Annotated in this window: 17 protein-coding genes and 1 pseudogene; 5 read left to right on the top strand and 13 right to left on the bottom strand. The window is 70.5% G+C overall.

From position 1 onward, the window contains the following. The 4 genes and pseudogenes from ACZ7L1_RS35030 to ACZ7L1_RS35015 all read right to left on the bottom strand — a co-directional run. Positions 1-233 (bottom strand): annotated as a pseudogene (locus ACZ7L1_RS35030) (endo-1,4-beta-xylanase); the annotation flags it as partial. 68 nt (positions 234-301) lie between these two features. Beyond that, entirely contained in the window at positions 302-1,435 is a 1,134-nt protein-coding gene (locus ACZ7L1_RS35025; protein ID WP_471443178.1) for a ricin-type beta-trefoil lectin domain protein, read from the bottom strand. A gap of 54 nt (positions 1,436-1,489) precedes the next feature. Next, positions 1,490-3,943 (bottom strand): RICIN domain-containing protein, encoded by a 2,454-nt coding sequence (locus ACZ7L1_RS35020; protein WP_471443176.1) that lies wholly within the window; start codon positions 3,941-3,943, stop codon positions 1,490-1,492. A gap of 169 nt (positions 3,944-4,112) precedes the next feature. Continuing rightward, positions 4,113-5,711, bottom strand: coding sequence for an arabinofuranosidase catalytic domain-containing protein (locus ACZ7L1_RS35015; protein WP_471443174.1), 1,599 nt, complete (start codon positions 5,709-5,711; stop codon positions 4,113-4,115). A 910-nt stretch (positions 5,712-6,621) separates the two neighbouring features. On the opposite strand from ACZ7L1_RS35015, the gene ACZ7L1_RS35010 reads away from it, so the two are divergent. Continuing rightward, entirely contained in the window at positions 6,622-7,665 is a 1,044-nt protein-coding gene (locus ACZ7L1_RS35010; protein WP_471443172.1) for a LacI family DNA-binding transcriptional regulator, read from the top strand. 107 nt (positions 7,666-7,772) lie between these two features. On the opposite strand, the gene ACZ7L1_RS35005 is transcribed toward ACZ7L1_RS35010, so the two are convergent. Continuing rightward, entirely contained in the window at positions 7,773-8,786 is a 1,014-nt protein-coding gene (locus ACZ7L1_RS35005) for a LacI family DNA-binding transcriptional regulator (protein WP_471443171.1), read from the bottom strand. 421 nt (positions 8,787-9,207) lie between these two features. On the opposite strand from ACZ7L1_RS35005, the gene ACZ7L1_RS35000 reads away from it, so the two are divergent. Next, positions 9,208-10,173: a glycoside hydrolase family 6 protein gene (locus ACZ7L1_RS35000; RefSeq protein WP_471443169.1), complete on the top strand. Its 966-nt coding sequence runs from the start codon at positions 9,208-9,210 to the stop codon at positions 10,171-10,173. Positions 10,174-10,333: 160 nt separating this feature from the next. Next, positions 10,334-11,608 (top strand): glycoside hydrolase family 6 protein, encoded by a 1,275-nt coding sequence (locus ACZ7L1_RS34995; protein WP_471443167.1) that lies wholly within the window; start codon positions 10,334-10,336, stop codon positions 11,606-11,608. 66 nt (positions 11,609-11,674) lie between these two features. Here the strand turns inward: ACZ7L1_RS34995 and ACZ7L1_RS34990 are convergent, their stop codons facing one another. Beyond that, positions 11,675-12,859 carry an MBL fold metallo-hydrolase gene (locus ACZ7L1_RS34990; RefSeq protein WP_471443165.1) on the bottom strand — a complete coding sequence of 395 codons (1,185 nt, stop codon included), beginning with the start codon at positions 12,857-12,859 and terminating at the stop codon, positions 11,675-11,677. Between the two features lie 198 nt (positions 12,860-13,057). Between ACZ7L1_RS34990 and ACZ7L1_RS34985 the strand changes: the two genes are divergently transcribed. Then, positions 13,058-13,633: a carboxymuconolactone decarboxylase family protein gene (locus tag ACZ7L1_RS34985; RefSeq protein ID WP_471443163.1), complete on the top strand. Its 576-nt coding sequence runs from the start codon at positions 13,058-13,060 to the stop codon at positions 13,631-13,633. A 317-nt stretch (positions 13,634-13,950) separates the two neighbouring features. Here the strand turns inward: ACZ7L1_RS34985 and ACZ7L1_RS34980 are convergent, their stop codons facing one another. Then, positions 13,951-14,736 carry an SGNH/GDSL hydrolase family protein gene (locus ACZ7L1_RS34980; protein WP_471443161.1) on the bottom strand — a complete coding sequence of 262 codons (786 nt, stop codon included), beginning with the start codon at positions 14,734-14,736 and terminating at the stop codon, positions 13,951-13,953. A 172-nt stretch (positions 14,737-14,908) separates the two neighbouring features. Further along, a complete protein-coding gene (locus ACZ7L1_RS34975) occupies positions 14,909-16,981 on the bottom strand; it encodes an alpha-galactosidase (RefSeq protein WP_471443159.1) in 2,073 nt (690 codons plus the stop codon). 190 nt (positions 16,982-17,171) lie between these two features. Between ACZ7L1_RS34975 and ACZ7L1_RS34970 the strand changes: the two genes are divergently transcribed. Continuing rightward, complete coding sequence (locus ACZ7L1_RS34970) at positions 17,172-17,969, top strand: tyrosine-protein phosphatase (RefSeq protein WP_471443157.1); 798 nt, start codon at positions 17,172-17,174, stop codon at positions 17,967-17,969. Between the two features lie 21 nt (positions 17,970-17,990). Here the strand turns inward: ACZ7L1_RS34970 and ACZ7L1_RS34965 are convergent, their stop codons facing one another. From ACZ7L1_RS34965 to ispG, 5 genes are all read right to left on the bottom strand, one after another. Further along, complete coding sequence (locus ACZ7L1_RS34965; RefSeq protein ID WP_471443155.1) at positions 17,991-18,137, bottom strand: DUF6126 family protein; 147 nt, start codon at positions 18,135-18,137, stop codon at positions 17,991-17,993. Beyond that, the gene (locus ACZ7L1_RS34960) at positions 18,134-18,769 is read right to left on the bottom strand and encodes a helix-turn-helix domain-containing protein (RefSeq protein ID WP_471443153.1); all 636 of its coding nucleotides are present in this window, start codon (positions 18,767-18,769) and stop codon (positions 18,134-18,136) included. Before ACZ7L1_RS34960 ends, ACZ7L1_RS34965 begins: the two co-directional genes overlap by 4 nt. Before the next feature lie 75 nt (positions 18,770-18,844). Continuing rightward, positions 18,845-20,242 carry an aspartate aminotransferase family protein gene (locus ACZ7L1_RS34955; RefSeq protein ID WP_471443151.1) on the bottom strand — a complete coding sequence of 466 codons (1,398 nt, stop codon included), beginning with the start codon at positions 20,240-20,242 and terminating at the stop codon, positions 18,845-18,847. After that, complete coding sequence (gene dxs / locus ACZ7L1_RS34950) at positions 20,239-22,170, bottom strand: 1-deoxy-D-xylulose-5-phosphate synthase (RefSeq protein WP_471443149.1); 1,932 nt, start codon at positions 22,168-22,170, stop codon at positions 20,239-20,241. Before dxs ends, ACZ7L1_RS34955 begins: the two co-directional genes overlap by 4 nt. Before the next feature lie 27 nt (positions 22,171-22,197). After that, the gene (ispG, locus tag ACZ7L1_RS34945; RefSeq protein WP_471443147.1) at positions 22,198-23,355 is read right to left on the bottom strand and encodes a flavodoxin-dependent (E)-4-hydroxy-3-methylbut-2-enyl-diphosphate synthase; all 1,158 of its coding nucleotides are present in this window, start codon (positions 23,353-23,355) and stop codon (positions 22,198-22,200) included. Between the last annotated feature and the right edge of the window lie 4 nt (positions 23,356-23,359).

The raw sequence follows: 23,359 nt of genomic DNA, 5'->3' as shown, positions 1-23,359 counted from the left end.
ATGTTGAACTCCCGGTCGAGAATCGCGGAGTACGTCGAGTCGCCGAGCCTTCCGGCAGCCACGGCCGTCCCGAAATAGCGGCCGCTGCCGGCCGCGGCCGCGCCCAGCGTGCCGGAAGCCGCATGGGCGGCAGGGGATGCTGTCCCGGCCAGGGCCAGTACCGTGCCGGCTGTCAGTCCGGTGGCCAAGGCCATGGCTTTGCGGAGGCGGGGCTCCTCGTTGATCCAGAACATGAAGGATCAGTCTCCTTGTGTGTGGGGGTGGGGCACCGATCACGAGTCAGTGCTGCGGTGGGGTCGGGTCAAGCGGCCGAGGTGGCCGGCAGAGCGGTCCACTGCTGGTTGGCGCCGCCGTTGCAGTCCCACAGAACCAGTTGCGTACCGTCGGTGGTGGACGCGTTGGGGTCGTCGAGGCAGCGGCCCGAGACCGGGTTGCGGTAACCGCCGTTGTACGGCTGCCATTGCTGGTTGGCGCCGCCGTTGCAGTCCCAGATCTCGATCTTGGTGCCGTTGGCGGTACCGCGGCCGGTGGCGTCGAGGCACTTGCCGAGCGCCCGCAGGGTGCCGTCGGAACGCGCGGACCACTGCTGCGCGTCCGATCCGTTGCAGGACCACATGTCCGCGGCGGTCCCGTTGGCGCTGTTGCCGCCGTTGACGTCCAGGCACTTCCCCACGACTCCGGAGCGCACCTGGCCACCCTGGGAAACCGGCGGCTTGATCCAGCCTGCCGCGTCCGCGGCCTGGACCCCTGCGTTGAAGGCGTCCGCCATCTTGCGGTAGCCGTTGTCGTTGGGGTGCAGGGAGTCGGCCAGGTCCGCGGTGGTCAGAGCGCTCATGTCCACCAGGCGCACATGCTTGCCGGCAGCCTGTTCGGCCTGGACGATTCCGGGGAGCTTGGCGTTGAACGAGGGCCGGCTGGCCTCCTCGGTGCCGCTGGTGGAGATGATCAGGGTGCCGACGAGGACGGTCGCGTCGGGGGCGTCGCGGGTGATCTGGTCGATGAGCGCACGGAGCCGGTCGGTGGCGGTCGGGACCTGGTAGTTGCCGTTCAGGTCGTTGGTGCCGATCTCCAGGGTGACCACGTTCGGCCGGTAACGGGCCAGCACGTTGTCCGCGATGCCGGCTATCTGGTCGATCCGCCAGCCGGAGTGGCCTTCGTTGTCCGGGTCGGACATGGTGCCGCCCCGGCCCGAGCCGACGAAGTCCAGGGCGTGCCCCTCGGCCGACAGCTGGTTCCACAGGAAGCTTCGGTAGCCGTTCCCGGACGGGCTGCCGACGCCCCAGGTGATCGAGTCGCCCAGCGGCATCAGCCGCAGGGGCGCGGGCGCGGCGGAGGACGACGGGGCGGTGCCGGTGGCGGCCGACGCGGGCAGTGCGCAGGCCATGCCGAGCGCGGCCGTCAGCGCCGTGGCCAAGGCTGCCGAGTACTTCTTCATCAGCGTTCCTCACTGGTGCGGGACAGTGGGTGGGGTGAACGGGCCCGCGAGCGGTCAGCGCGGGGTGAAGTCCTGGTCGCTGCCTTGCGTGTTCTTGCAGGGCCACTGGTCGAGCTGCTGGCCGAGGTTGCTGCCGCCGCCGAAGACGTCCAGGCACAGGCCGCTGTTCTTGTTCTGGAAGGAGTAGGAGCCGTCGGACTGCCGCACCGGCAGCCACAGAGTGCCGGCGGCTCCGTCCGGGGCCTGCTGCACGATGTCGGGAGTGCCGGCGGCCGTGGAACCGCCCGCCACCGCCACGACCTGCCCGGAGTTCTGCGCCCGCAGCTGCCCGTAGCCGCCCGAGACCGGCACGAACTCGAACTGCTGGTTGCTCTGCCCGTTGCAGGTCCACTGGTCGATCGCGGCGCCCGCGCTGCCGGAGTTGCCGTACACGTCCATGCACAGGCTGTCGTTGCCGATCACCAGCTGGTGGTAGCCGCTGGGGAAGCCGCCGCCACCGCCGCCCGACGACTGGATGCCCGCCTGCTGGATGACCTGCGTCGCGCCCTGCGGCCAGTTGGTGCCGCTGACCTGGATGTTGCCGGTGAGGACGTTGTTGTGCGGAGGGCCGGTCGCCACGTACGTGTTGCCGCCGTTGTACCAGTTGCCGGAGAAGGTGCTGTCGTCGGTGTGGTTGTTCCCGTTGGCATTGGTCAGCGCCCAGTTACCGGCGTCCTGCACCACGTTGTGGGACACCGTCAGGTACCGGGAACCCTCGTCGAGGTACAGCGCGGTGGTGTGCCTGTTGTCGTACATGTAGTTGTCGGAGATCACCGAGCCGGGGTTCGCGGACAGGCTGTAGATGCTGCCGCCGTCGAACATCGCGTTCTTGGTATCGAAGACCAGGTTGTGGGAGACGGTGTTGTTCTTCAGCGTCGTGGGGGTGCTGTAGACGGGCTGGTAGGTGTACGTGCCCCGGTTGACGTAGTCCTGGCTGCCGCCCGGGTCGTTGATGCCCCAGCCCCAGCCGATGTCGATCCCGTCGTAGGGCAGGTGGTCGCACTGGTTGTGGGTGATCGTCGCGTTCGTGACGTAGGTGGACAGGATGGCCGCGGTCTCTTTGTAGTCGGTGCCCACCCCGCTGACCCGGTTGTTGCTGATGGTGATGTTCTGGTTGGTCATCTGCGGGTTGCCCGGGTGGTGCGCGTCCGGCTGGATCCCGCCGACCTGGATGCCGCTGCCGGCGATGTCGGTGAAAGTGTTGCCGGTGATGGTGATGCCGCTCGCGCCGAGTCCGGTGCCGGAGTCCGTGGCGACACCGTCGTTCCCCACGCCCAGTCCGGCCTGCCCGAGTTCGGAGAACGTGTCGCCGAAGAACATGATGCCGGTGGCGGCGGAGACCTGCACGGCCGCGGGCATCTGCGCCCAGTGGTTACGGGTGGCCTCGAACTGCGTGCACCCCGACTTGCAGGTGCTCAGCCAGTTGGCGGGCATCGCGTAGGCACCGGTGATGTGGGCGCCGCTCTGCTGGTCCGCGTAGCCGTCGGGTCCGCTCGGGCCGAGCCAGGACGTTCCCGTGAACCGGATGCCGTTGAACGCGAGGCCGGTGGCCGGTGAGCCGTAGCTGCCGCTGATGTCGAGCAGGCTGTGCAGCCGGGGCAGTTCGATGTCGAGGCTGTTCGGGTTCTGCCCGGGCTGGGCCCGGTAGTAGAGGTCGCCGGTGGACGAGTCGAGGTACCACTGTCCGGCCTGCTTGAGGAACGCGTAGTTGTTCTCGAGGTACATCGTCCCGCCGGCGAACGGCGCGTTGATGGTGTCGTATCCCCAGGAGTTGTTGTTCCACGCGGGCTGCCGCATGGTGATGGTTCTGCCGCTGATCGACTGGACCGGCGCGTAGCGGTCGGTGAAGGAGTTGACGCTCTCGACTTCCATGTGGTTCTGGTCCGAGAGGCCGGCCAGGTAGTCGAGGGAGGAGTCGGTGGCGGTCAGGCCGGTCTCGGTGAAGACGAAGCCGGAACGGGGCACCTGGATCGCCGCCCTCGGCGCTTCCTTGCCGTTCACGTACAACTGGCGCGTGTTCACGCCCGTGCCGACGTGGACCGACCAGATGCTGGTCGATTGGTCATGCACCTGCCAACCACTCGGCTGGGCGGCGCCGGTCACGACCGGCTGCTGTCCCGGCATGGCCTGGTAGGTGATGGTGTGGCCGTTCTGGCCGCCGTCGCCGGAACCGAAGGTGAGCGGCTTGGACAGCCGGTAGGTGCCACCGGCCAGGTAGACCACGACGTCCGAATCGGCCGAGAGCCGGTGCGCGGGCTGCTGTGCCTGGTCGATGGCGGCGAAGGGCTGCCCGGCGGTGCCGTTCCCGCCGGGAGGCGCATCCGGCGCCACATACAGGACGGCGGCCGCTGTGTGGCGCTCGGCCGGTATCGCGTAGGCGAGCCCCGTCGCGGCCGGGCCGCCGGCCAGTAGGGCGAGCAGAGCTAGGGGGGCGGCCCACAGACCGCGGAGCGCTCTGGCTCTGGACATGGTCATCCTCCGGTGATGGCGCGTGCGGGCCTGTGGTGTCGGGCGGTGCGGCGTTGCTTGTCGTCCGGGTCGCCTGCCTGGTGCGTCCGCGCGGTACGGCGATGCCCGCATGTGGTGGTGAGTGGCCCTTGGCCGACGGTGAGCCGGCCAGGGGCCGGAGCCGTTCAGGTCAGTTGAGGCGCCACTGCTGGTTGGATCCGCCGTTGCAGGGCCAGAGTTCGGCCAGGGCGCCGTTGGCCGTGGAGGCGCCGGTGACGTCGAGGCAAAGCCCGGACTGGGTGCCGGTGACGGTGCCGTCGGAGTTCAGCTGCCACTGCTGGTTGGCGCCGCCGTTGCACGGCCAGGTCTCCACCTTGGTGCCGGCGGAGGTCTGGTTGTTGTACGCGTCCAGGCACATCTGGCTGCTGCCGCTGTAGACGGTCAGCTGGCCCGAGGACGTGCGGGTCCAGGTCTGGTTGGCGCCGCCGCTGCAGTCCCAGATCTGCAGCTGTGTGCCGGCCGTGGTGGACGAGTTCGGCACGTCGAGGCACTTGCCCGCGCCCACCGCGTGCAACGCACCGGTGCTCGTCCCGCCGCCGGAGGAATTGCTGTATCCGGCCGCGGTGATGTTGGCCTGGACGGCGTTCTCCGTGGCGTCCGACGGGTAGCCGGAGGTCATCACGCCTTCGTAGAAGGTCCCTTGGGCGCCCTTGCTGTTGTCGCCGCCAGTGCCCAGGATGATGGCACCCTGCTTGCGCATCGGGTTGTAGCCCGGGACGCCTGGACGCACCCCGTCGTAGAAGGTGGACAGGCCGCCGGACTGTGCGTTGCCGCCACGGATCGCCCAGTGGTTGGGGCCGCCCTTGATGATGGCGGTCGTGTACCGGTAGTTGATGGTGGGGTCGTTCGCGTTGTAGTGCTGGTTCACCCCGGAAAACAGGCCGTTCTCCAGATCGGCCATGATCCAGGGACCGTTGCCCGAACCGTAGCCCCAGACCTTGATGTTGCCGAAGTAGATGGCCTCCATGGTGCCGTTGCCGTCGTCGTTGCTGTCGGTTTCGGCGTTGCCGTAGTCGAAGCAGCAGCCGCCGTTGTAGTGCGTGCCGTCGAGGATCGCGTACATGCCCTCGGGGTTGTCCCCGGTCGCGATGCCGTTGGTGTGGTTGTTGCGGTAGCCCGTGCCGGGCGCCACGAACACGCCGTAGGCCTTGTGACCGCCCACCATGGTGGGCGCGGCGGTCGCGTTCGCGAGGTTGTCCGGGCCGCCCGCGGCACCGCCCCCGGGCGCCTGGGTGAGGTTGTTGCCGCGGCCGGACTGGTCGTAGATGATCGTGATCAGGCAGGTCGTCCCCGAGCAGAACGAGTCCTGGGCGGCGGCGTCGGCGTACCCGCCCGCGCTCAGGACGCCGATGTTCCGGGTGGTGTTGTCCGAGGCACGCCGGACCTCGTAGAGCGGCCCGTTGTACGAGGCGTACAGCGCTCGGGTCGTGCTGTGCGCCGCCACACACGGCGTGCCGCCTGCCGCATAGATGTCGCACGGCCCGGACGCGGCCGCACGGGCCGTGCCGGCCGTGGCCGTGGCGCCGACCAGTGCCCCGGCGACGAGTGCGGCTGCGGCCCCCGCCCGGGCGAACGTTCTCGAACGAGAGCGGGGCGAGCGCGCCGGCGGCGAAATGTGCGCCTGGTCCGGCACACTGTGCGGCCTGCCACGGTGCCGTACCGCCGTGAGTAACCGCCGGACGCCACCACGCCCGGACGGCAGGTGGCGTCCCGTACGTATGGTTCTCATCCGATCTCCCTACCGTGCCGACGCAACCCGGCCGGGTTGTGTGGGTGGCGCTGACAATCCGGAAGCGCTTCAAGGTGCCGTTTCGCGGCGAGATTGCAGAGAGGTTTCGGGGGGAGACGGTGCTCCCGGTTTCGCTGGGCTGTCAAGGGTGCGGAGCCCACTGTTGCAAACGTCGTCGCGGAATCGATTCGATGGCTGATTCCTGCGGTTGGGAACCTCTCGGCGCGGTCGGAGAGCCGCGGCGTGGCGGCAGGCTGACGGCGGCGTGACCGCCCGTCGCGCCGCCGTCGTGGGCCGCACGGGTGTGAGACGACCAGGCCAGGAGCATCCGGCTGATCCGCCGCCATGCCGGTGAGCAGGGAGGCAGTCGCCGAACCGGGACGACGGGGGCCGGTCCGCAGGGCACTGGCCCAAGCGGCGGAGCCTCGGCTCGCGCGGCGGCTCCGCATTCCCCTCGCGGGACGCTGTTGACCCCTCACACCGCCGGTCGTAGCATCCCGTCGAAGCGCTTGCGTGGAACCGATTCGCTCCGCACCCTCCGGCGAGCGCACGGCTCTCCCGCACGACCTGCCCGCGTGGCCCTGCGATCGCTCGGACTGCTTCGTCGGCTCGACTGCGGCTGCGCCCCCGAGCTCGCGCTCGGCGCCGGCAACCGCAAGCCGCCGGCAGCGCCACGCCGGCCGGTGTCGTCGTCCCGGCAACGGATTCAACGGCGGCACGATCTGCTACCCCACCGGCACCGCCCGGGCACAAAGGTGCTGTCGCGATCGCCCCCGGCTGAACCGCCCGGCTCGCCGCGCTGGACAGCCGGTCGGGCGAACCGGCTTCGGTGGAGAGACCGGGCGGCACCTCCACCACCGCCACCACACATCAGTATCCTTGCGGCCTGAGCGCGGTCTTGAGGAGCTGCATGAACATCGGGGAGATAGCTCGACGCGCGGGGGTGTCACGCAGCACGGTGTCGTACGCGCTCAGCGGCAAACGACCCGTCGCCGCCGGCACTCGCAAACGTATCGAAGACGTGATCAACGAATTGGGATACCGCCCCAACGCGACCGCGAGGGCCCTCAAGGAGGGCCGGACCCGGACCATCGGTCTCGTCGTCCCACCGGCCGGCAACAGGCTCACACACATGCAGCTGGACTTCGTCGCCAGCGTGGTCGACGCCGCCGCCCGGGTCGACCTCGATGTGCTGCTCTCCCCTTCCGGCGGGGAACACGAGCGTTCCTTCGAGCGGTTGATCTCGGAGAGCCGCGTGGACGGCGTCATTCTGATGGAGATCCGCCTGGCGGACCCCCGTGTGGGGCGCCTGCAGGAAGCCGGGCTGCCGTTCGTCGGGATCGGGCACACGGCCGGAGACCACCAGATGTCCTGGATCGACGTCGATTACGCCGGTCTGGTCCAGCACTGCGTGCGGCACCTCGCCGATCTCGGGCACCGCCGGGTGGCTCTGGTCACTCGTTCCCGGGAACTCATCTCGGCCGGCTACGGCCCCGCGCACAGGGCCAGGGAGGGTTTCGAGGCGGCCCTGGCGGAACGCGGCCTCGACGGCGTCGAAGTGCCGTGCGGGGATGATGCCCGCTCCGGTCAGGAATGCGTCGAGGCGCTCCTGCGCAGCCATCCGGACGTCACCGCTGTCACCACCATCAACGAGGCCGCCCTGCCCGGCGTCCAGCGCGCGCTGGCGGACGCCGGTCTCGAAGTGCCGTACGACTTCTCCATCACCGGTGTGGCGGCCAGGACGTGGGCCGAGGACTTCCGTCCGCCGCTCACGGCAGCGGACGTACCGGCTCTGGAAATGGGCGAGAAGGCCGTTTCCCTGCTCGTGGAACGCATCGCCGCGCCGGACACACCGCCTCGGCACATCCTGTTGACTCCCCCGATCTCATTGCGTTCCAGCACAGCCCCCGTACCCACCGGCCGGCCGGCAGGGACCGACCGCGCGGCGCGCTGAGCCGCGCGTACCGCAATCACGTCCGCACGACGCCCCGACGCGGCAGCGCGACCCGGGCGTCCTTCTGGTGGCGTGTCAATGTGCGGCGGCGGTAAGGGGCACGGCCGTCAGGCGCTGAAGCGGGTGACCAGGCGGGTGGGGAGGATCAGCGGGGTGGGGTCCTGTCCGCTGATGAGCGCGACGAGCATGCGCGCCATCTCCCGTCCGAAAGCCGTTATGGGCTGGTGGACGGTGGTGAGCGGCGGATCGGCGATCTGGGCGACGGTCAGGTCGTCGAAGCCGACCACGGCGACATCGGCGGGGACCGGGCGGCCGGCCTCGCGCAAAGTGCGCAGCGCTCCCGCCCCCATGTTGTCGTTGGCGGCGAACACCCCGTTCACCTCGGGGCGGTTCACCAGCAGTGCGGCCATGGCTGCGGCTCCACCGGGCTCGGTGAAGTCCCCCTCCTGCGGCGGGTACGGGTCAAGGCCCGCTGCCAGCATGGCGTCCCGGTAGCCGCGGTACCGGGCACGCCCGGCCTCGGTGTCCAGACGCCCGCAGATCGTGGCCACACGGGTCCGGCCACGGGAGAGCAGGTACTCGGTGGCCTCGCGCGCTCCGCCGGCGTTGTCGACGTCCACATACCACCGGGGAGCTGAACCGACCGGGCGACCGCCGAACACGACGGGCATCTCCGCGTCCTGAGCCACACGGGCCAGCGGATCGCCCTCGCGCAGCGCCATCAGCATGACGCCGTCGGCGCCCCTGGACCGAAGGAGCTCCTCCACCCGCTTGCGGCCCCGGTCGGAGGCTGCCAGACACAGCATCAGATGCAGGTCGGCCTCCTCCAGGGCAGCCGAGGCCCCCACGATCACCTGGGCGAAGAACGGGTCCGCGAAGATGGACGGATCCTCTCCCGCGACGACCAGGGCCGCCGCTCCTGTCTGGCGGGTGGCCAGAGCGCGTGCGGTCGGGTTGGGCACGTAACCCAGCTGTTGGACGGCCCGCTCGACCGCCTCACGTTTGGCGCGGCTGACGTGCGGGGCGTTGTTGAGGACGCGGGAGGCCACCGAGCGGGACACGCCGGCGCGTTCGGCCACCTCATCGAGCGTCGGCTGCCGGCGCGGCGCATTCTCTCTCATGGACCATGAGCCTTTCCCACTCGGCCTCGCCGAAAGCGTCTCGCCCCGACCCGGTTCCACTGCCGTCCAGCCGCCGGGCGACGGAGGGCAGACACGGGTCCTTGAGAGACCAGGGCCGGTAGCGCTTCCAGTTCCAGGACTGCAGAGCCTTGTTCTCTTCATGTGAAGTGCAGGTTGTGCATCGCCTCTTGACAGCTTCACCGGAGCGCAACACGATACCGGCCACACACCAAAAGTCCTCCGTGCTTTTGGAAGCGCTTCCAATGGGAGCGCTCCCAAAGCCAGCCTCCGGCTCTTCGGGGCGCGCCCCCGCCCCAGCCCTTCGGTCCAAGGGGCCTCGTACCACCGCACTTCCTCAGCGCGCCGCACGCTCGGGACGAGAGCGTGCGACGCATCCCTGTCAGGAAACCGAGGTACAGTCATGCGCCGCAGACTCCGCGCCCTCGTGGCAGCGTTCTCCGCTCTGCCGCTGGCGCTCGCCGTCGCACCGTCCGCCCACGCCGCCGACCCGACCACCATGACCAGCGGGTTCTACGTGGACCCCGACTCCAGCGTGAAGCGGTGGGTCGCCGCCAACCCCGGTGACGGCCGGGCGTCCGCGATCAACGCCTCCATCGCCAACACCCCGATGGCCCACTGGTTCGGCTCCTGGAGCGGCACCATCGGCACCGCAACCGGTGCGTACGTGGGCGCGGCGGACAGTCAGGACAGGCTGCCCATCCTCGTCGCGTACAACATCTACAACCGCGACTACTGCGGCGGGCACTCCGCCGGCGGAGCCGCATCGCCGTCCGCCTACGCGAGCTGGATCGCCCAGTTCGCCGGGGGTGTCGCGGGCCGCCCGGCCATCGTGCTCCTCGAGCCGGACTCCCTCGCGGACTACGGCTGCATGACCCAGGCTCAGATCGCCGAACGCCAAGGCATGATCACCGGCGCCCTCACGCAGTTCAACCGCCAGGCGCCCAACACCTGGGTCTATCTGGACGCCGGCAACCCGAACTGGGCGAGCCCCGCGACCATGGCCCAGCGCCTCCACGATGCCGGACTCCGACAGGCCCACGGCTTCTCGCTCAACATCTCCAACTACTACACCACAGCCGAGAACATCGCCTACGGCAACGCCGTCAACAGCGAACTGGGCGCCCGCTACGGCTACACCAAGCCGTTCGTCGTGGACACCGGCCGCAACGGCAACGGCTCCAACGGCCAGTGGTGCAACCCCCCGGGCCGCCGCATCGGCACCCCCACCCAGAAGGGCGGAGGCGCCGAGATGCTCCTGTGGATCAAGACCCCGGGTGAGTCCGACGGCGACTGCGGCGTCGGATCGGGCTCCTCGGCCGGTCAGTTTCTCCCCGAAGTCGCCTACAAGATGATCTACGGCTACTGACCCCGGACCGCCGTGGCCCGGTACGCCCCTGCCCCGCGACCGGGGCACGGGCACCGCCGCAGTCAGCCCGGCCGGGTCCGCCGCTCACCGCCTTGCGCAGAGACGGTCGACAGCTCGCCTCGGCGGCAGACGCTCCCCCATCACACCCCCCGGAGCAGCCATGAAACCACGCAGCCCACGACGCCTCGCCGCTGCCGTCATAACGGCGCTCAGCGCCTGCGCCGCCCTCACCGCGACGCAGGCGCAGGCCACACCCGCGCAGGACGTGATCACCCCGGCCACGAAGTTCTACGTGGACCCGCACAGCAAGGCCGCGAAACAGGCCCTCGTCGACTTCGCGAACGGAGACATCGAGAACGCCGCGAACATGGCCGGACTCGCGAGCTGGCCGCAGGCCGAATGGTTCACCGAGGGCACACCCGACGAGGTCCGCGTCAAGGTGAACAGGCTTGTCCGCCGGGCGCGGGCCGTGGACCGGACCCCCGTCCTGGTGGCTTACGACATACCCGGCCGGGACTGCTCCCAGTACTCCAGCGGCGGAGCCGCATCCTCCGCCGCCTACCGCAAGTGGATCGACGCCTTCGCCGCCGGCGTCGGCGACGACAAGGCGGTGGTCGTCGTCGAGCCCGACGGCGTGGCCAACCTTCCCAAGGACTGCGGGCCCACCACCGACCCGACCGGCGAACTCACGGCCGCCCGCATCGCCGACCTCGCATACGCCGTGAAGACCCTGAAGGCCCGGCCCCGCACCACGGTCTACCTGGACGCCGGCAACGTCCAGTGGCGATCCGTCGGGGACATCGCGCAGCGACTGCAGGACGCCGGAGTCCAGTACGGCGACGGCTTCTCCCTGAACGTGTCCAACAACCACCCCACCGACCACAACGCCAGATACGGCACCTGGGTCGCCAAGTGCATCTGGTTCGCCACCGAAGGACCCGAGCAGGCACGCGGCCACACGGACTGGTGCGCCAGCCAGTACTACTCGTCGGCAGCCCCCAACGACGGCGCCCCGGGCAACGCCGTCTCCCCCGCGGACCCCACCACCTGGCGGTGGACCGACGCCTGGTTCGACCAGAACGTGGGCACCCCGCCGGCCGACGAGCTGCATCACTTCGTGATCGACACCAGCCGCAACGGTCGGGGCGCCTGGACCCCGGCGCCGGGCAAGTACAGCGGGGACGCCGAGACCTGGTGCAACGCGCCCGGCCGCGGTCTCGGCCCGCGCCCCACCGCCGACACCGGCGTCCCACTCGTCGACGCCTACCTGTGGATAAAGATCCCCGGTGAGTCCGACGGCAGCTGCACGCGCAACACCGGCGGCACGATCGACCCCGAGTACGGCATCGTCGACCCTCCCGCCGGCGCCTGGTGGCCGGACCAGGCCCACGCACTGGCCCGCAACGCGGTGCCGCTCCTGACGTTCAACCGCTGAGTCGGGCGGCTCGTGCAGGTCGGCCTGAAGGACGGACTCCCGTCACACGCCCGGGTTCGTCCACGGTCAGCCCTCGCCCACAAGGTCGAGGTCGTCACGAGATGCCGCCGAAGTGACCTCCGGAACGGGCCACTTGCGGTGCAGCGGCGCGGACACATCCCGCCACCAGGGGTGCGTAGGGAGGTCGCCGGCAGGCTCGAAGGGCTGGCCCGGAACCGGGACTGCGACCGCCTGACCGACTGCGCCGGCCGCGGCCTTCGTCCACTCACCGGGCTCCGCCCACGCGTGGGGGGCGAGGTTGAAGGTGGCCCAGTGGATGGGGAGCAGCACACCGTGCGGCTCGCCGCCCTGGAGGTCGAGGTGGGCGCGCGTGCCCTCCTCGGGGGTCATGTGGATGTCCGGCCAGAAGTCGGAGTACGCGCCGATCTGGATCATCGTGGCGTCGAAGGGGCCGTGTGCCGCCCCGATGTCCTTGAAGCCCTCGAAGTAGCCGGTGTCGCCGCTGTGGTAGACACGGTGCTCGTCGCCCGCCACGGCCCACGACGCCCACAGCGTGTGCTGCCCGTTGCGCAGGCCGCGGCCGCAGAAGTGGCGGGCCGGGGTGGCGGTCAGCGTGAGGCCGCCGACCTTCGTCGACTCGTTCCAGTCCAGCTCGCGCAGCCGGTCCGCGGACACGCCCCAGTGCTCCAGGTGGGCGCCGACGCCGAGGGGTATCGCGAACACGGTGTCCGTGCCGGCCAGGGCCTTGATGGTGGGCAGGTCGAGGTGGTCGTAGTGGTCGTGGGAGATGATGACGACATCGACGCGGCCGAGCGCGGCCAGCGGCAGCGGCACCGGGTGCAGCCTCTTGGGTCCGGCGAAGTCGAACGGCGAACAGCGGTGCCCCCACACCGGGTCGAACAGCACCCGGTGCCCGTCGATCTCCGCGAGGACGCTGGAGTGACCCATCCAGGTGAGCCGCAGCCCGCTCGCCGGAGGCCTGGCCAGGTCGGCGTAGGTCGTCGGGTGCACGGGGATCGGGCCGGCCGGGGCGCGGCGGGCGCGGTCCTCCTTGCGGAAGTACATCTTCGCCAGCTCCAGAGCGGAGCCGCCGGAGGGGCGGGTCCGGGTGCCCTCCGGGTTCACGAAGGCGCCGTCCGCGAAGTTCGGTGATCTGCGGATGCGCGCCAGGCGCTCCCCGCTGGGATCCACGCCGAAGGCGGTGGGTCGCAGAGCGCGGAGCCCGGAGCTCAGGGGACCGAAACCGGTCACGGCACCTCCAGTGGAGTGGGTGAGGTCCTCATTATGGTCGTCCCGTACTGCAGTGCCGGGTCGGCCATGTCACACGGCGGCGTCCGTCCCGGTCGCCGCGCGGGCCGGATGTCACAACCGTGCGCGCCGGTCCGTCGTACCCGTGTGGGCGCTCACCACGGAGCGCCGCGCCCGGGAACGACACACTGGAGGCACCCCATGGCCCGTATCTCCCTAACCCCGCGCCGCACGCTCTTCTTCCGCGTCATGGAGTGGTATTCGAAGCGGGCGTACGGAAAGGTCCTCGACCCCGGCAGGGCGCTCGCCCACCAGCCGCGCGTGCTGTGGAGCGATCTGCGGTTCGAGCAGTCGGTGGCGAAGTGGAACAAGCTGGACCCGGACCTCAAGGCGCTGGCCGAGATGGCGTCGGCCGCGGCGATCGGCTGCGCCTGGTGCATGGACTTCGGCTACTGGGTGAGCCGCGAGCGCGGTATGGCCCGCGAGAAGCTGGTCGACGTGCCGCGCTGGCGCGACAGCGACGTGTACACGGAGGTGGAGCGCGACGTCATGGAGTACGCCGAGGCGATGACCGCCACCCCGCCCGCCGTCGACGACGCCCTCGCGGCACGGCTCCTGGGCCGGCTGGGCGAGCCCGCGTTCGTCGAGCTGACGGCGATGGTCGCGGTGGAGAACCTGCGCTCGCGCATCAACTCCGCGCTCGGGCTGACGAGCCAGGGCTTCAAGGACTCCTGCGACCTGCCGCCCGTGGAACGGGGGACGTCCTCCGCGCGGTAGCGGTAGCTCAGGGAGCGCGCGGTGCCGGTCGGCCCCGACGACCGCCGTGCCGGCCTTCCACAGGAAAGCGGCGACTCCTTCTGAGGCTTCCGTAGGCGGGTGCCCGACGGACCGGACGTGCGGCCGGTCCTCCGGGACGGTCGGGACGGCACGGCTCCCTGGGGCTGCCACCCCCGGATCCCGGCTCGGGCTCCGCCCCGGACCCCGCTTCGGCCCGAACGGCCTCCTCCGCGAGTCCGGACGGGCTGCATGATGCCGACCGGGGCAGCCGGTGCGGACACATCAGCCCCTCGGCGTTCGCGGAGGAGGCCCGGTACTCAGACCGCCTGCGCGATCCGCACCCTGATGTCGTCCGGCGACAGCGTCCCCTTGGCCACCACCCGGTCCCCCGACGACTCCCCGCGCAGCCGCCGTCCGATCCACGGCACCAGGTACTCGCGTGCCCAGTGGATGTCGTCGCGCCGTACCTCGAACGTGCCGCGCGGCGGCAGGGGCGGCCACGGCTGGTCCGGGTCGGCCGGCACCTCCATGCCGAGAACCTGGCCCGCCCGCAGGGCGACGCGGGTGTGACCCTCGGGCGAGAGGTGGAGACGGTCGTCGTCCCAGGCGCGCCGGTCCTGCACGGACTTGAGCGACCACAGGTCGAGGACCGGGCAGCCGTACTGGTCCGCGATCGCCCGCACATGGCCGTTGTAGGTGGCGATCTTGCCGCGCAGATGCTTGAGCACCGGCACGCCCCGTGTGTCGAACCCGGTGGTCACCATGACGGTGCCGACGGCGGAGGTCAGGACCGCGACGGCCCGCTCGAACCGCTCGGCGACGTCGTCGGGGTCGGTGCCCGGCCGGATGATGTCGTTGCCGCCCGCACAGAACGAGACCAGGTCCGGAGCCAGTTCGACGGCCTTCGGGACCTGGTCCTCGACGATCTGGTCGAGCAGTTTGCCGCGCACGGCGAGGTTCGTGTACCGGAAGTCGCCCTCGGGCCGCCGGTCGGCGAGGAGGACGGCGAACCGGTCGGCCCAGCCGACGAACTGCCCGTCGGGCCCCGGGTCGCCGACACCCTCGGTGAAGCTGTCCCCCACCGCCACGTACGACCCGATCACTGATCTGTTGTCATTCTTCGAATCGTCTGCCACATCGGTCCATGATTCACCTTCTGATGTGAGCTACGCGACCGTAGGAAAAGGTTGACGGACGGTGAGATAAACCACTCGCCGTATCTGCGTCAATGAGGAATAGGCCTCTGATCAGGGGTGTTGGGCGCGGGCACGAGGATCAGACCCGGCGCAGCCGGATGACCGTCGCGTCGAAGTCACCACGCAGCGCGGGCCGCAGCCCATGGTGCAGAAGGACCGCGCCCCGGTGCAGTTCGCCGGTCTCCCGGCATTCGTACGTCGCCGCCGGGTCCAGGCCACGCAGCCGCAGCGGGACGACCGGCTCGCCGTAGTGCTGCGCCTGGAGCCAGGCGAGGACCACGGTCTCGTCGCCGAGGACGTACTGCACCGCGCTCAACCCGCCCGCCGGCGGCCGCAGCCGGTACAGCTCACCGCGCTGGACCACGGGCCGGATCTCCTTGTACAGGGCGACCCAGCCCCGGGCCTCGGCCAGCTCCTCCTCGGTCCACCGGGCGAGATCGCCGCCGACGCCGAGCACCCCGGCCATGGCGCTGACGAACCGGAAGCGCAGCGAGCTCACCCGCCCGTTGAGCATCGCGTTCGGGCTGTCGGTGACCCAGGCGGCCATCACCCGGGCCGGATGGATCTGGCTGAACCCGTGCTGGATGGCGAGGCGGTCGAGCGGGTCGGTGTTGTCGGAGGTCCACACCTGGTCCGTACGGCTCATGACGCCCAGGTCGACACGTCCGCCGCCGCCCGAGCAGGACTCGAAGGCGACCTGGGGGTGCGCGGCCCGCAGCCGGTCCAGCAGGGCGTAGAAGGCGCGCGCGTGGTCGACCCACAGCCGCTGCGGGTAGGGCTCGCCGGGCCAGCCGGCGTCGGTGAAGCAGCGGTTGAAGTCCCACTTCACATAGTCGATCGGTGCGCTGGTCAGCAGGGCGTCGAGCTGCTCCCAGAGGTACTCCTGGACGTCCTCGCGGGCGAGGTTGAGCACGAGCTGGTTGCGGAACTCCGTCCGCTTCCGTCCCGGCTGGTACTGCACCCAGTCGGGGTGGGCGCGGTAGAGGTCGCTGTCGGGGTTGACCATCTCGGGCTCGACCCAGATGCCGAACTGCATACCGAGGGCGTGCACGTAGTCGGCGAGCGGTTTCATGCCGGAGGGGAAGCGGTCGGGGTTGGGCCGCCAGTCGCCGAGCCCGGCGCGGTCGCTGGTACGGGTACCGAACCAGCCGTCGTCGACCACGAACAGCTCCACCCCCATGGCCGCCGCCCGCCGCGCCAGCGCCCCCTGCTGCTCCTCGGAGATGTCGAACTCGGTGGCCTCCCAGGAGTTGTAGAGCACGGGCCGGTCCCGGTCGGTGTCCGGGACGATGTGCGCACGCTGGTAGGCGTGCCAGGTACGGCTCGCGCCACCGTGGCCGCCGTCGCTCCACAGTCCCGCGAAGACGGGGGTGGTGTACGTCTCCCCCGGCGCGAGGAGCTGCAGACCCGAGTCGTCGTACCCGGCACCGCCGGTGATCTGCACCCGGGCGTCCGGGAGCTGGGCCACGGCGATCCGCCAGGTGCCCGACCAGGCGAGCGCGCAGCCGTAGACCTCGCCGCTCTCCTCGGTGGCGTCCGTGTCCAGCGCGACCCACGGCAGGTGCTGGTGGCCGGTGTGGCCGCGGCGGCTGCCGATGACCTTCTCGCCGTAGGTGAGGTCGGACCGCACCAGCCGGGACTCGGCCGCCCAACGGCCGTGCAGGTGGGAGAGGTGCCAGCCCTCGCGCTCCGGCAGGGTCCAGGTGGCTGAGTCGGCGCGGAGGAGTTCGGCGGGGGCGGGGCCGTCGTTGGCGAGGGTCACCCAGCGCTCCACGACATCGCCGCGCATCCGGTAGTGGAGGGTGATCCGGAGTCCGGCGTCGGTGAACCGCAGCCGCAGTTCGTCGCCGTCGGCCTCGTACGTCTCGAACACCCACTCCGTGCCGCGGCGCTCCTCGGTGCGCACCGACAGTGCGGGGCGTACGAAACGGGGCCCGCCCTCGACCGGGTACTCCTCGCGGCCGTCGAGCGGGGACTCGAAAGGCCGGTACGGCGGTGCGGGCAGGGCCGCGAGCGCCTCCGCGTCGGCGAGCGCGATCCGCGGGCCCCAGTGCAGGTGCAGCAGCGTGTCGTCCTCGGCGAGCCGCAGGGCGTAGCTGCTCGTGTGCCCTGACAGCAACCAGGTGCGGCCGTCCGCGGCGATCTCCAGCATCACATGCCCCCACAGATACGAACAGGTGCGATCAGACCCCAACATCATCGGGTGTGAGGTGCCTCGCGGGCAATGCCTGTCCGTGACGCATGGCGCCCTGCCGTGGACGATCGCCTGATCACACGGTGCCGTATGGTCGATGCGCGGGCCGCCGACGAGCAGCGTCGGCGGACGGATGGGAGGAGCCCTCGTGACGCAGCAGGTCCCGTCTACCGAGCCCGAGCTGACCGGCGTACGCAACTTCCGCGACGTGGGTGGCCTGCCGACCGTGGACGGGCGGCGGGTGCGGGGCGGAGTGCTCTTCCGCAGCGGCCACCTCGCGCACGCGACGGAGCGGGACGCGGCCTTCCTCACCTCCCTGGGCCTGCACACGATCTTCGACTTCCGCAACGCGGCGGACAAGAAGCTGGAGGGCCCGGACGTCGAGCTGCCCGGCGTGCGGAACGTCAACCTGCCGCTGACCGACCCGGCGCACGGCGCCGGGTTCTGGAAGATGGTCCGCGACGGCGACCTGGAGCAGCTGCGCGCGCTGCTCGCCGACGGCAAGGCCGAGAACAGGATGATCCTGTCGTACCGCACGATCATCAAGGAGCGCACGGCCGAGCACTCCCAGGTGCTGCACGCGTTGGCCGAGGACAGCGTGCCCGCACTGATGCACTGCGCCGCCGGCAAGGACCGAGCGGGGTTGTCGATCGCGGTGACGCTCCTCGCCCTCGGGGTCGAGCGTGAGGCCATCGTCGCGGACTACCTGGAGTCGAACGCGAAGCACCGCCGATACAAGGTGCGCCGCAACGGCTCGTCGCCCGACGCGTACTCCCCCGAGGTGATGGAGCTGCTCAGCCCCCTCTTCGACGCGCGCGCCGAGTATCTGGCGGCGGCGATGGAGACCGTCGAGGAGACCTGGGGCGGTGTCGCCGCCTATCTGGAGAAGGGACTGCGGATCACGCCCGCGGTGCGGGAGCGGCTGCGCGACCGGCTGCTCGACTGAGGTGCGCTCCGGGGTGGGCGCTCACTTCGCGCCCACCTGGAACAGCAGGTAGATGAAGGCGGCGAACAGGTGGCCGACCGCGATGTAGACGATCAGCCGCACCCACAGTCCGCGCGGGAACTTCTCCTCCATCACCTTGCGGGGGCGGGGTTCCGGTTGCTCGGTCATGGCATCTCTCCAGGGGTGGGGCCGAGGCAGAGCGCGGCGGTCGGGCTCTGCAGCAGGGTGTGGACGAAGAGCAGCTCGGTGCCGTCGTGGTCGGCGGCGGCGAGGCGGTGCGGGGTCAGCGAGTCGAAGTGCGCGCTGTCGCCCGGCGCGAGGACGTGAGTGGAGTCGCCGAGGCGCAGCCGCAGCCGCCCCTTGAGGACGTACAGCCATTCCTCGCCCGGGTGGACGCGCACGATGTCGCCCTGGGTGCCGTAAGGGATGTGCACCCGCAGGGCCTGCATGCCGCGTCCGGCCCCGCCCGCCTGCCAGTACGCCCAGCCGCCCGCCCGGGTCGGCTCCATGTCGGCGGCGCGCACGACGGCGTCCCGGTCGGCGACGCTCTCGCCGAGCAGTTCGGAGACGGTCGTACCGTAGATACGGGCGAGCGCCAGGAGCATGGGCAGCGACGGCTGACGTCGGCCGGTCTCCAGCCGGGACAGGTGCGCGGGCGAGAGTCCGGCGGCACGGGCCGCGGCCTCCAGGGTCAGCCCGGCGCGGCGGCGCAGCGCACGCAGCTGTGGAGCGACGACGGGCAGGTCCTCGGACGGCCCGTCCTCGATCCCGGTGTGGGGATCGGTCTCAGGAGAGCTCATGCCTCCATTGAGCCGGAGCTTTGCCCCTGCGGCAAATTTCTTGCCTATGAGGCAAAAGCTCCGGCTCCCGGAGGGTCAGCGGTTCGCCACCGCCTGCTTGATCAGCGTCTTGCCGAAGTCCCACATCAGCCCGCCGCCATGAGCGTCGTCCATCACCGCGGTGAAGGCGTCCACGAACCGGTCGACGTCCGCCTCACCGATGATCAGTGGCGGGATGAGCTTGATCACCTCCAGGTGGTCGCCGGAGACCTGGGTGAGGATCCGGTGGCGCTGCAGCAGCGGCACGACGACCATCTGCGCGAACAGGCCCTTCCGGGCGGCCTGGAGCATGGTCCACCGGCTGCGCAGCTTGAGCGAGCTGGGCCGGCCGAACTCGATGCCGATCATCAGGCCCCGGCCGCGGATCTGCTTGAGCATCTCGTACTTGTCGACGAGCTCGGTGAGCCGGGACTTCAGCTGCTCCCCGACGGCCCGGGCGTTCGCGACGATCTGCTCGTTCTCCATCACGGACAGGACGGCGAGCCCGGCCGCCATCGCCTGCGCGTTGGAGCCGAAGCTCGCGGAGTGCACGAGGACCCGGTCCATGGACGAGTAGACCTTCTTGAAGATCCAGTCCCTGCCGAGGGTGGCGCCGACCGGGACGTAGCCGCCGGAGAGCGCCTTCGCCACGCACACCAGGTCGGGCTCGACGCCGTCCTCGTGCTGGTGGGCGTAGAAGTCGCCGGTGCGGCCGAGGCCGGTCTGCACCTCGTCGGCGATGAGCAGCGCCTTGTGCTTGTGCAGCAGCTCCTGCGCGGCGCGCAGATAGCCGGGCGGGGCCTCGTGGACGCCCTTGCCCTGGATGGGCTCGACGATGAGGGCGGCCACGTCCCCCTTCTTCAGCTCACGGGCGAGGGCGTCGAGGTCGCCGAGCGGGACGGCGGTGTCGGGCAGCAGCGGGGTGAAGCCGTCGCGGAAGCCGTCCTCGCCGTTGACGGAGAGCGACCCGGTGGTCAGCCCGTGGAAGGCGTGGGTGCAGTACAGGATCCTGGGCCTGCCGGTGGCGTACCGGGCGAACTTCAGCGCGGTCTCGACCGCCTCCGTGCCGCTGTTGCCGAAGAACACCCGGTCCAGGTGCGGGCTGTGGGCGAGCAGCTTCTCCGCCAGCAGCCCGGGCAGGGGTTGGCAGTCGAAGCGGGTGAGGTCGGCGAGCTGGGCGTCCAGCACGTCGTGCAGCGCCTTGCGGACCACGGGGTGGTGGCGGCCGAGGCCCATCACCCCGAACCCGGCGAGCATGTCCAGGTAGTCGTTGCCGTCCGCGTCCCAGAAGTGGGCGCCCTCGGCCCGCTCGTACACCTTGTCGAAGCCGATGGTGTGGAGCATGCGCGGAAGCTGGTGGTTGAGGTACTTCGCGTGCAGCTCATAGCGCTCGGCCCCGCGTTCGGCCAGGAGCGCGCCGAGGTCGAACTCCCGTTGCCCGGTGGGGATGGTCATTCCGCGTTCACTTTCTCCTGGGACAGCACATCCTGGGCGAGCACGTCCTGGGACAGCTCGTCCTTGGCGGCCAGGCAGGCGCTGATCCGCCCGGCGATCTCCACGGGCGTGAGGCCGATGTCGGCGAGCACCTCGCTGCGCTTGGCGTGCGCGAGGAACTGCTCGGGGATCCCGAACCGCCGCACCGGTACGTCGACGTCGGCGTCGCCGAGTGCGAGGGCGACCGCGGAGCCCACGCCGGCGGAGCGGCTGTTGTCCTCGACGACCGCGACGAGCCGGTGCTCGGCGGCCAGGCCCGGCAGGGAGGGGTCGACGGGTTTGACCCAGCGGGGGTCGACGACCGTGCAGCCGACACCGCGGGCCTGCAGCAGGTCGGCGGCCTGCAGGCAGACGGGCGCCATGACGCCGACGGCGACGAGCAGCACCTGGGGCGCTTCGTCGCGGTGCAGCACGTCCAGGCCGCCCACCCGGTCCACGGCCGGGACCGCCGGGCCCACCGACTCCTTCGGGAACCGGATCAGGGTCGGCGCGTCGTCGACGGCGACCGCCTCCCGCAGCTGGGCCCGCAGCTGGTCGGCGTCGCGCGGTGCGGCGATCCTCAGGCCCGGCACGACCTGCAGGACGGACATGTCCCACATGCCGTTGTGCGAAGGTCCGTCGACGCCCGTGACACCGGCCCGGTCCAGCACGAAGGTGACGCCGCAGCGGTGCAGGGCGACGTCCATCAGGAGTTGGTCGAAGGCGCGGTTGAGGAAGGTGGCGTAGACGGCGACGACGGGGTGCAGTCCTCCGGTGGCGAGCCCCGCCGCGGAGACCGCCGCGTGCTGCTCGGCTATGCCCACGTCCCAGACCCGGTCGGGGAACCGCTCGGCGAACCTGCCGAGGCCCACCGGGTGCAGCATGGCCGCCGTGATCGCCACGACGTCCTCGCGCTCCTCGCCGATCCGCACGATCTCGTCGCCGAACACCGAGGTCCACGACGGTGCCTTGGGCGGCACGAGGGGCTCGCAGGTGCGCGGGTCCATCACGCCGACGGTGTGGAAGTGGTCCTCCTCGTGGGCGAGGGCGGGCTCGTAGCCGCGGCCCTTCTCGGTGAGGCAGTGGATGAGGACGGGACCGTGGAAGCGTTTGGCGCGGCGCAGCGCCGACTCGACGGCCCGTATGTCGTGTCCGTCGATGGGGCCGACGTACTTCAGGCCCAGGTCCTCGAAGAGGCCCTGCGGGGCGAACGCGTCCTTGAAGCCCTTCTTCGCGCCGTGCAGGGCCTCGTAGACGGTGGGGCCGATGACGGGCGTGCGCTGCAGCACGTCCTTGCCCCAGGCCAGGACCTTCTCGTAGCCGTCGGTGGTGCGCAGGGTGGCGAGGTGGTTGGCGAGGCCGCCGATGGTCGGCGCGTAGGAGCGTTCGTTGTCGTTGACGACGATGATCAGCGGACGGTCCTTGGCGGCGGCGATGTTGTTGAGCGCCTCCCAGGCCATGCCGCCGGTGAGCGCGCCGTCGCCGATTACGGCGACGATGTGGCCCTTCTCCCCCTGCACCTGGCGGGCCTTGGCGAGCCCGTCGGCCCAGCCGAGGGCGGTGGACGCGTGGCTGTTCTCGATGACGTCGTGCTCGGACTCCTCACGCGAGGGATAGCCGGACAGGCCGCCCTTGCCGCGCAGCTTCGAAAAGTCCTGACGTCCAGTCAGAAGCTTGTGCACGTAGCTCTGATGGCCGGTGTCCCACAGGATGCGGTCGACCGGCGACTCGAAGGCCCGGTGGAGCGCGATGGAGAGTTCCACCACCCCCAGATTGGGCCCCAGGTGCCCCCCGGTCCTGGCGACCGCGTGGATCAGGAACTCCCTGATCTCCTCGGCCAGTTGACTCAGTTCCGCCTCGGACAGCGCCTTCAGGTCGCGTGGTCCCCGGATGTTCTCCAGAATGGTCACGCCGGGCCCCCTCTCGGTCCGTGCTGTTCAACTCACGGTGACGGCCGGCGCTCCCGGCCCGACGCCGTCCTTCTCCATCCGCTCGGCGATCCTCATCGCCTCCTCGATGAGGGTCTCCACGATCTTGGACTCGGGCACGGTCTTGACGACCTCGCCCTTGACGAAGATCTGGCCCTTGCCGTTGCCGGAGGCGACCCCCAGGTCCGCCTCCCGTGCCTCCCCGGGGCCGTTGACCACACAGCCCATGACCGCGACCCGCAGCGGCACCTCCATGCCCTCGAGGCCGGCGGTGACCTCGTCCGCGAGCTTGTACACGTCGACCTGGGCGCGCCCGCAGGACGGGCAGGAAACGATCTCCAGGCGCCGCTGCCTGAGGCCCAGCGACTGAAGGATCTGGATGCCGACCTTGACCTCCTCGGCGGGAGGCGCCGACAGCGACACCCGGATCGTGTCGCCGATGCCCTGCGACAGCAACGCGCCGAACGCCACCGCCGACTTGATCGTGCCCTGGAAGGCGGGTCCGGCCTCCGTCACGCCGAGGTGCAGCGGGTAGTCGCACTGGGCGGCCAGTTGCCGGTAGGCCTCGATCATCACGACCGGGTCGTTGTGCTTGACGGAGATCTTGATGTCCCGGAAGTCGTGCTCCTCGAAGAGCGAGGCCTCCCACAGCGCGGACTCCACCAGCGCCTCCGGGGTCGCCTTGCCGTACTTCTTCAGCAGCCGCTTGTCCAGAGAACCCGCGTTCACCCCGATCCGGATCGGGGTGCCGTGGTCCCTGGCGGCCTTCGCGATCTCCTTGACCTTGTCGTCGAACTGCTTGATGTTGCCGGGGTTCACCCGAACGGCCGCGCAGCCCGCCTCGATCGCCGCGAACACGTACTTCGGCTGGAAGTGGATGTCGGCGATCACCGGGATCTGCGACTTGCGCGCGATCGTGGCGAGGGCGTCCGCGTCGTCCTGCGTGGGGCAGGCGACGCGGACGATCTGGCAGCCGGAGGCGGTGAGTTCCGCGATCTGCTGCAGGGTGGCGCCGATGTCCGACGTACGGGTCGTCGTCATCGACTGCACCGACACCGGGGCCCCGCCCCCGACCGCCACCGGCCCGACATGGATCTGCCGCGACATGCGCCGCTCGGCGATCGGCCGGACCGGTACCTCGGGGACGCCCAGAGGAACGGCGGTCATCAGA

Source organism: Streptomyces sp. NPDC107546, from assembly GCF_055639175.1.
The sequence above is the reverse complement of the archived record's forward strand: the minus strand, read 5'-3'. Positions and strand labels throughout refer to the sequence as shown.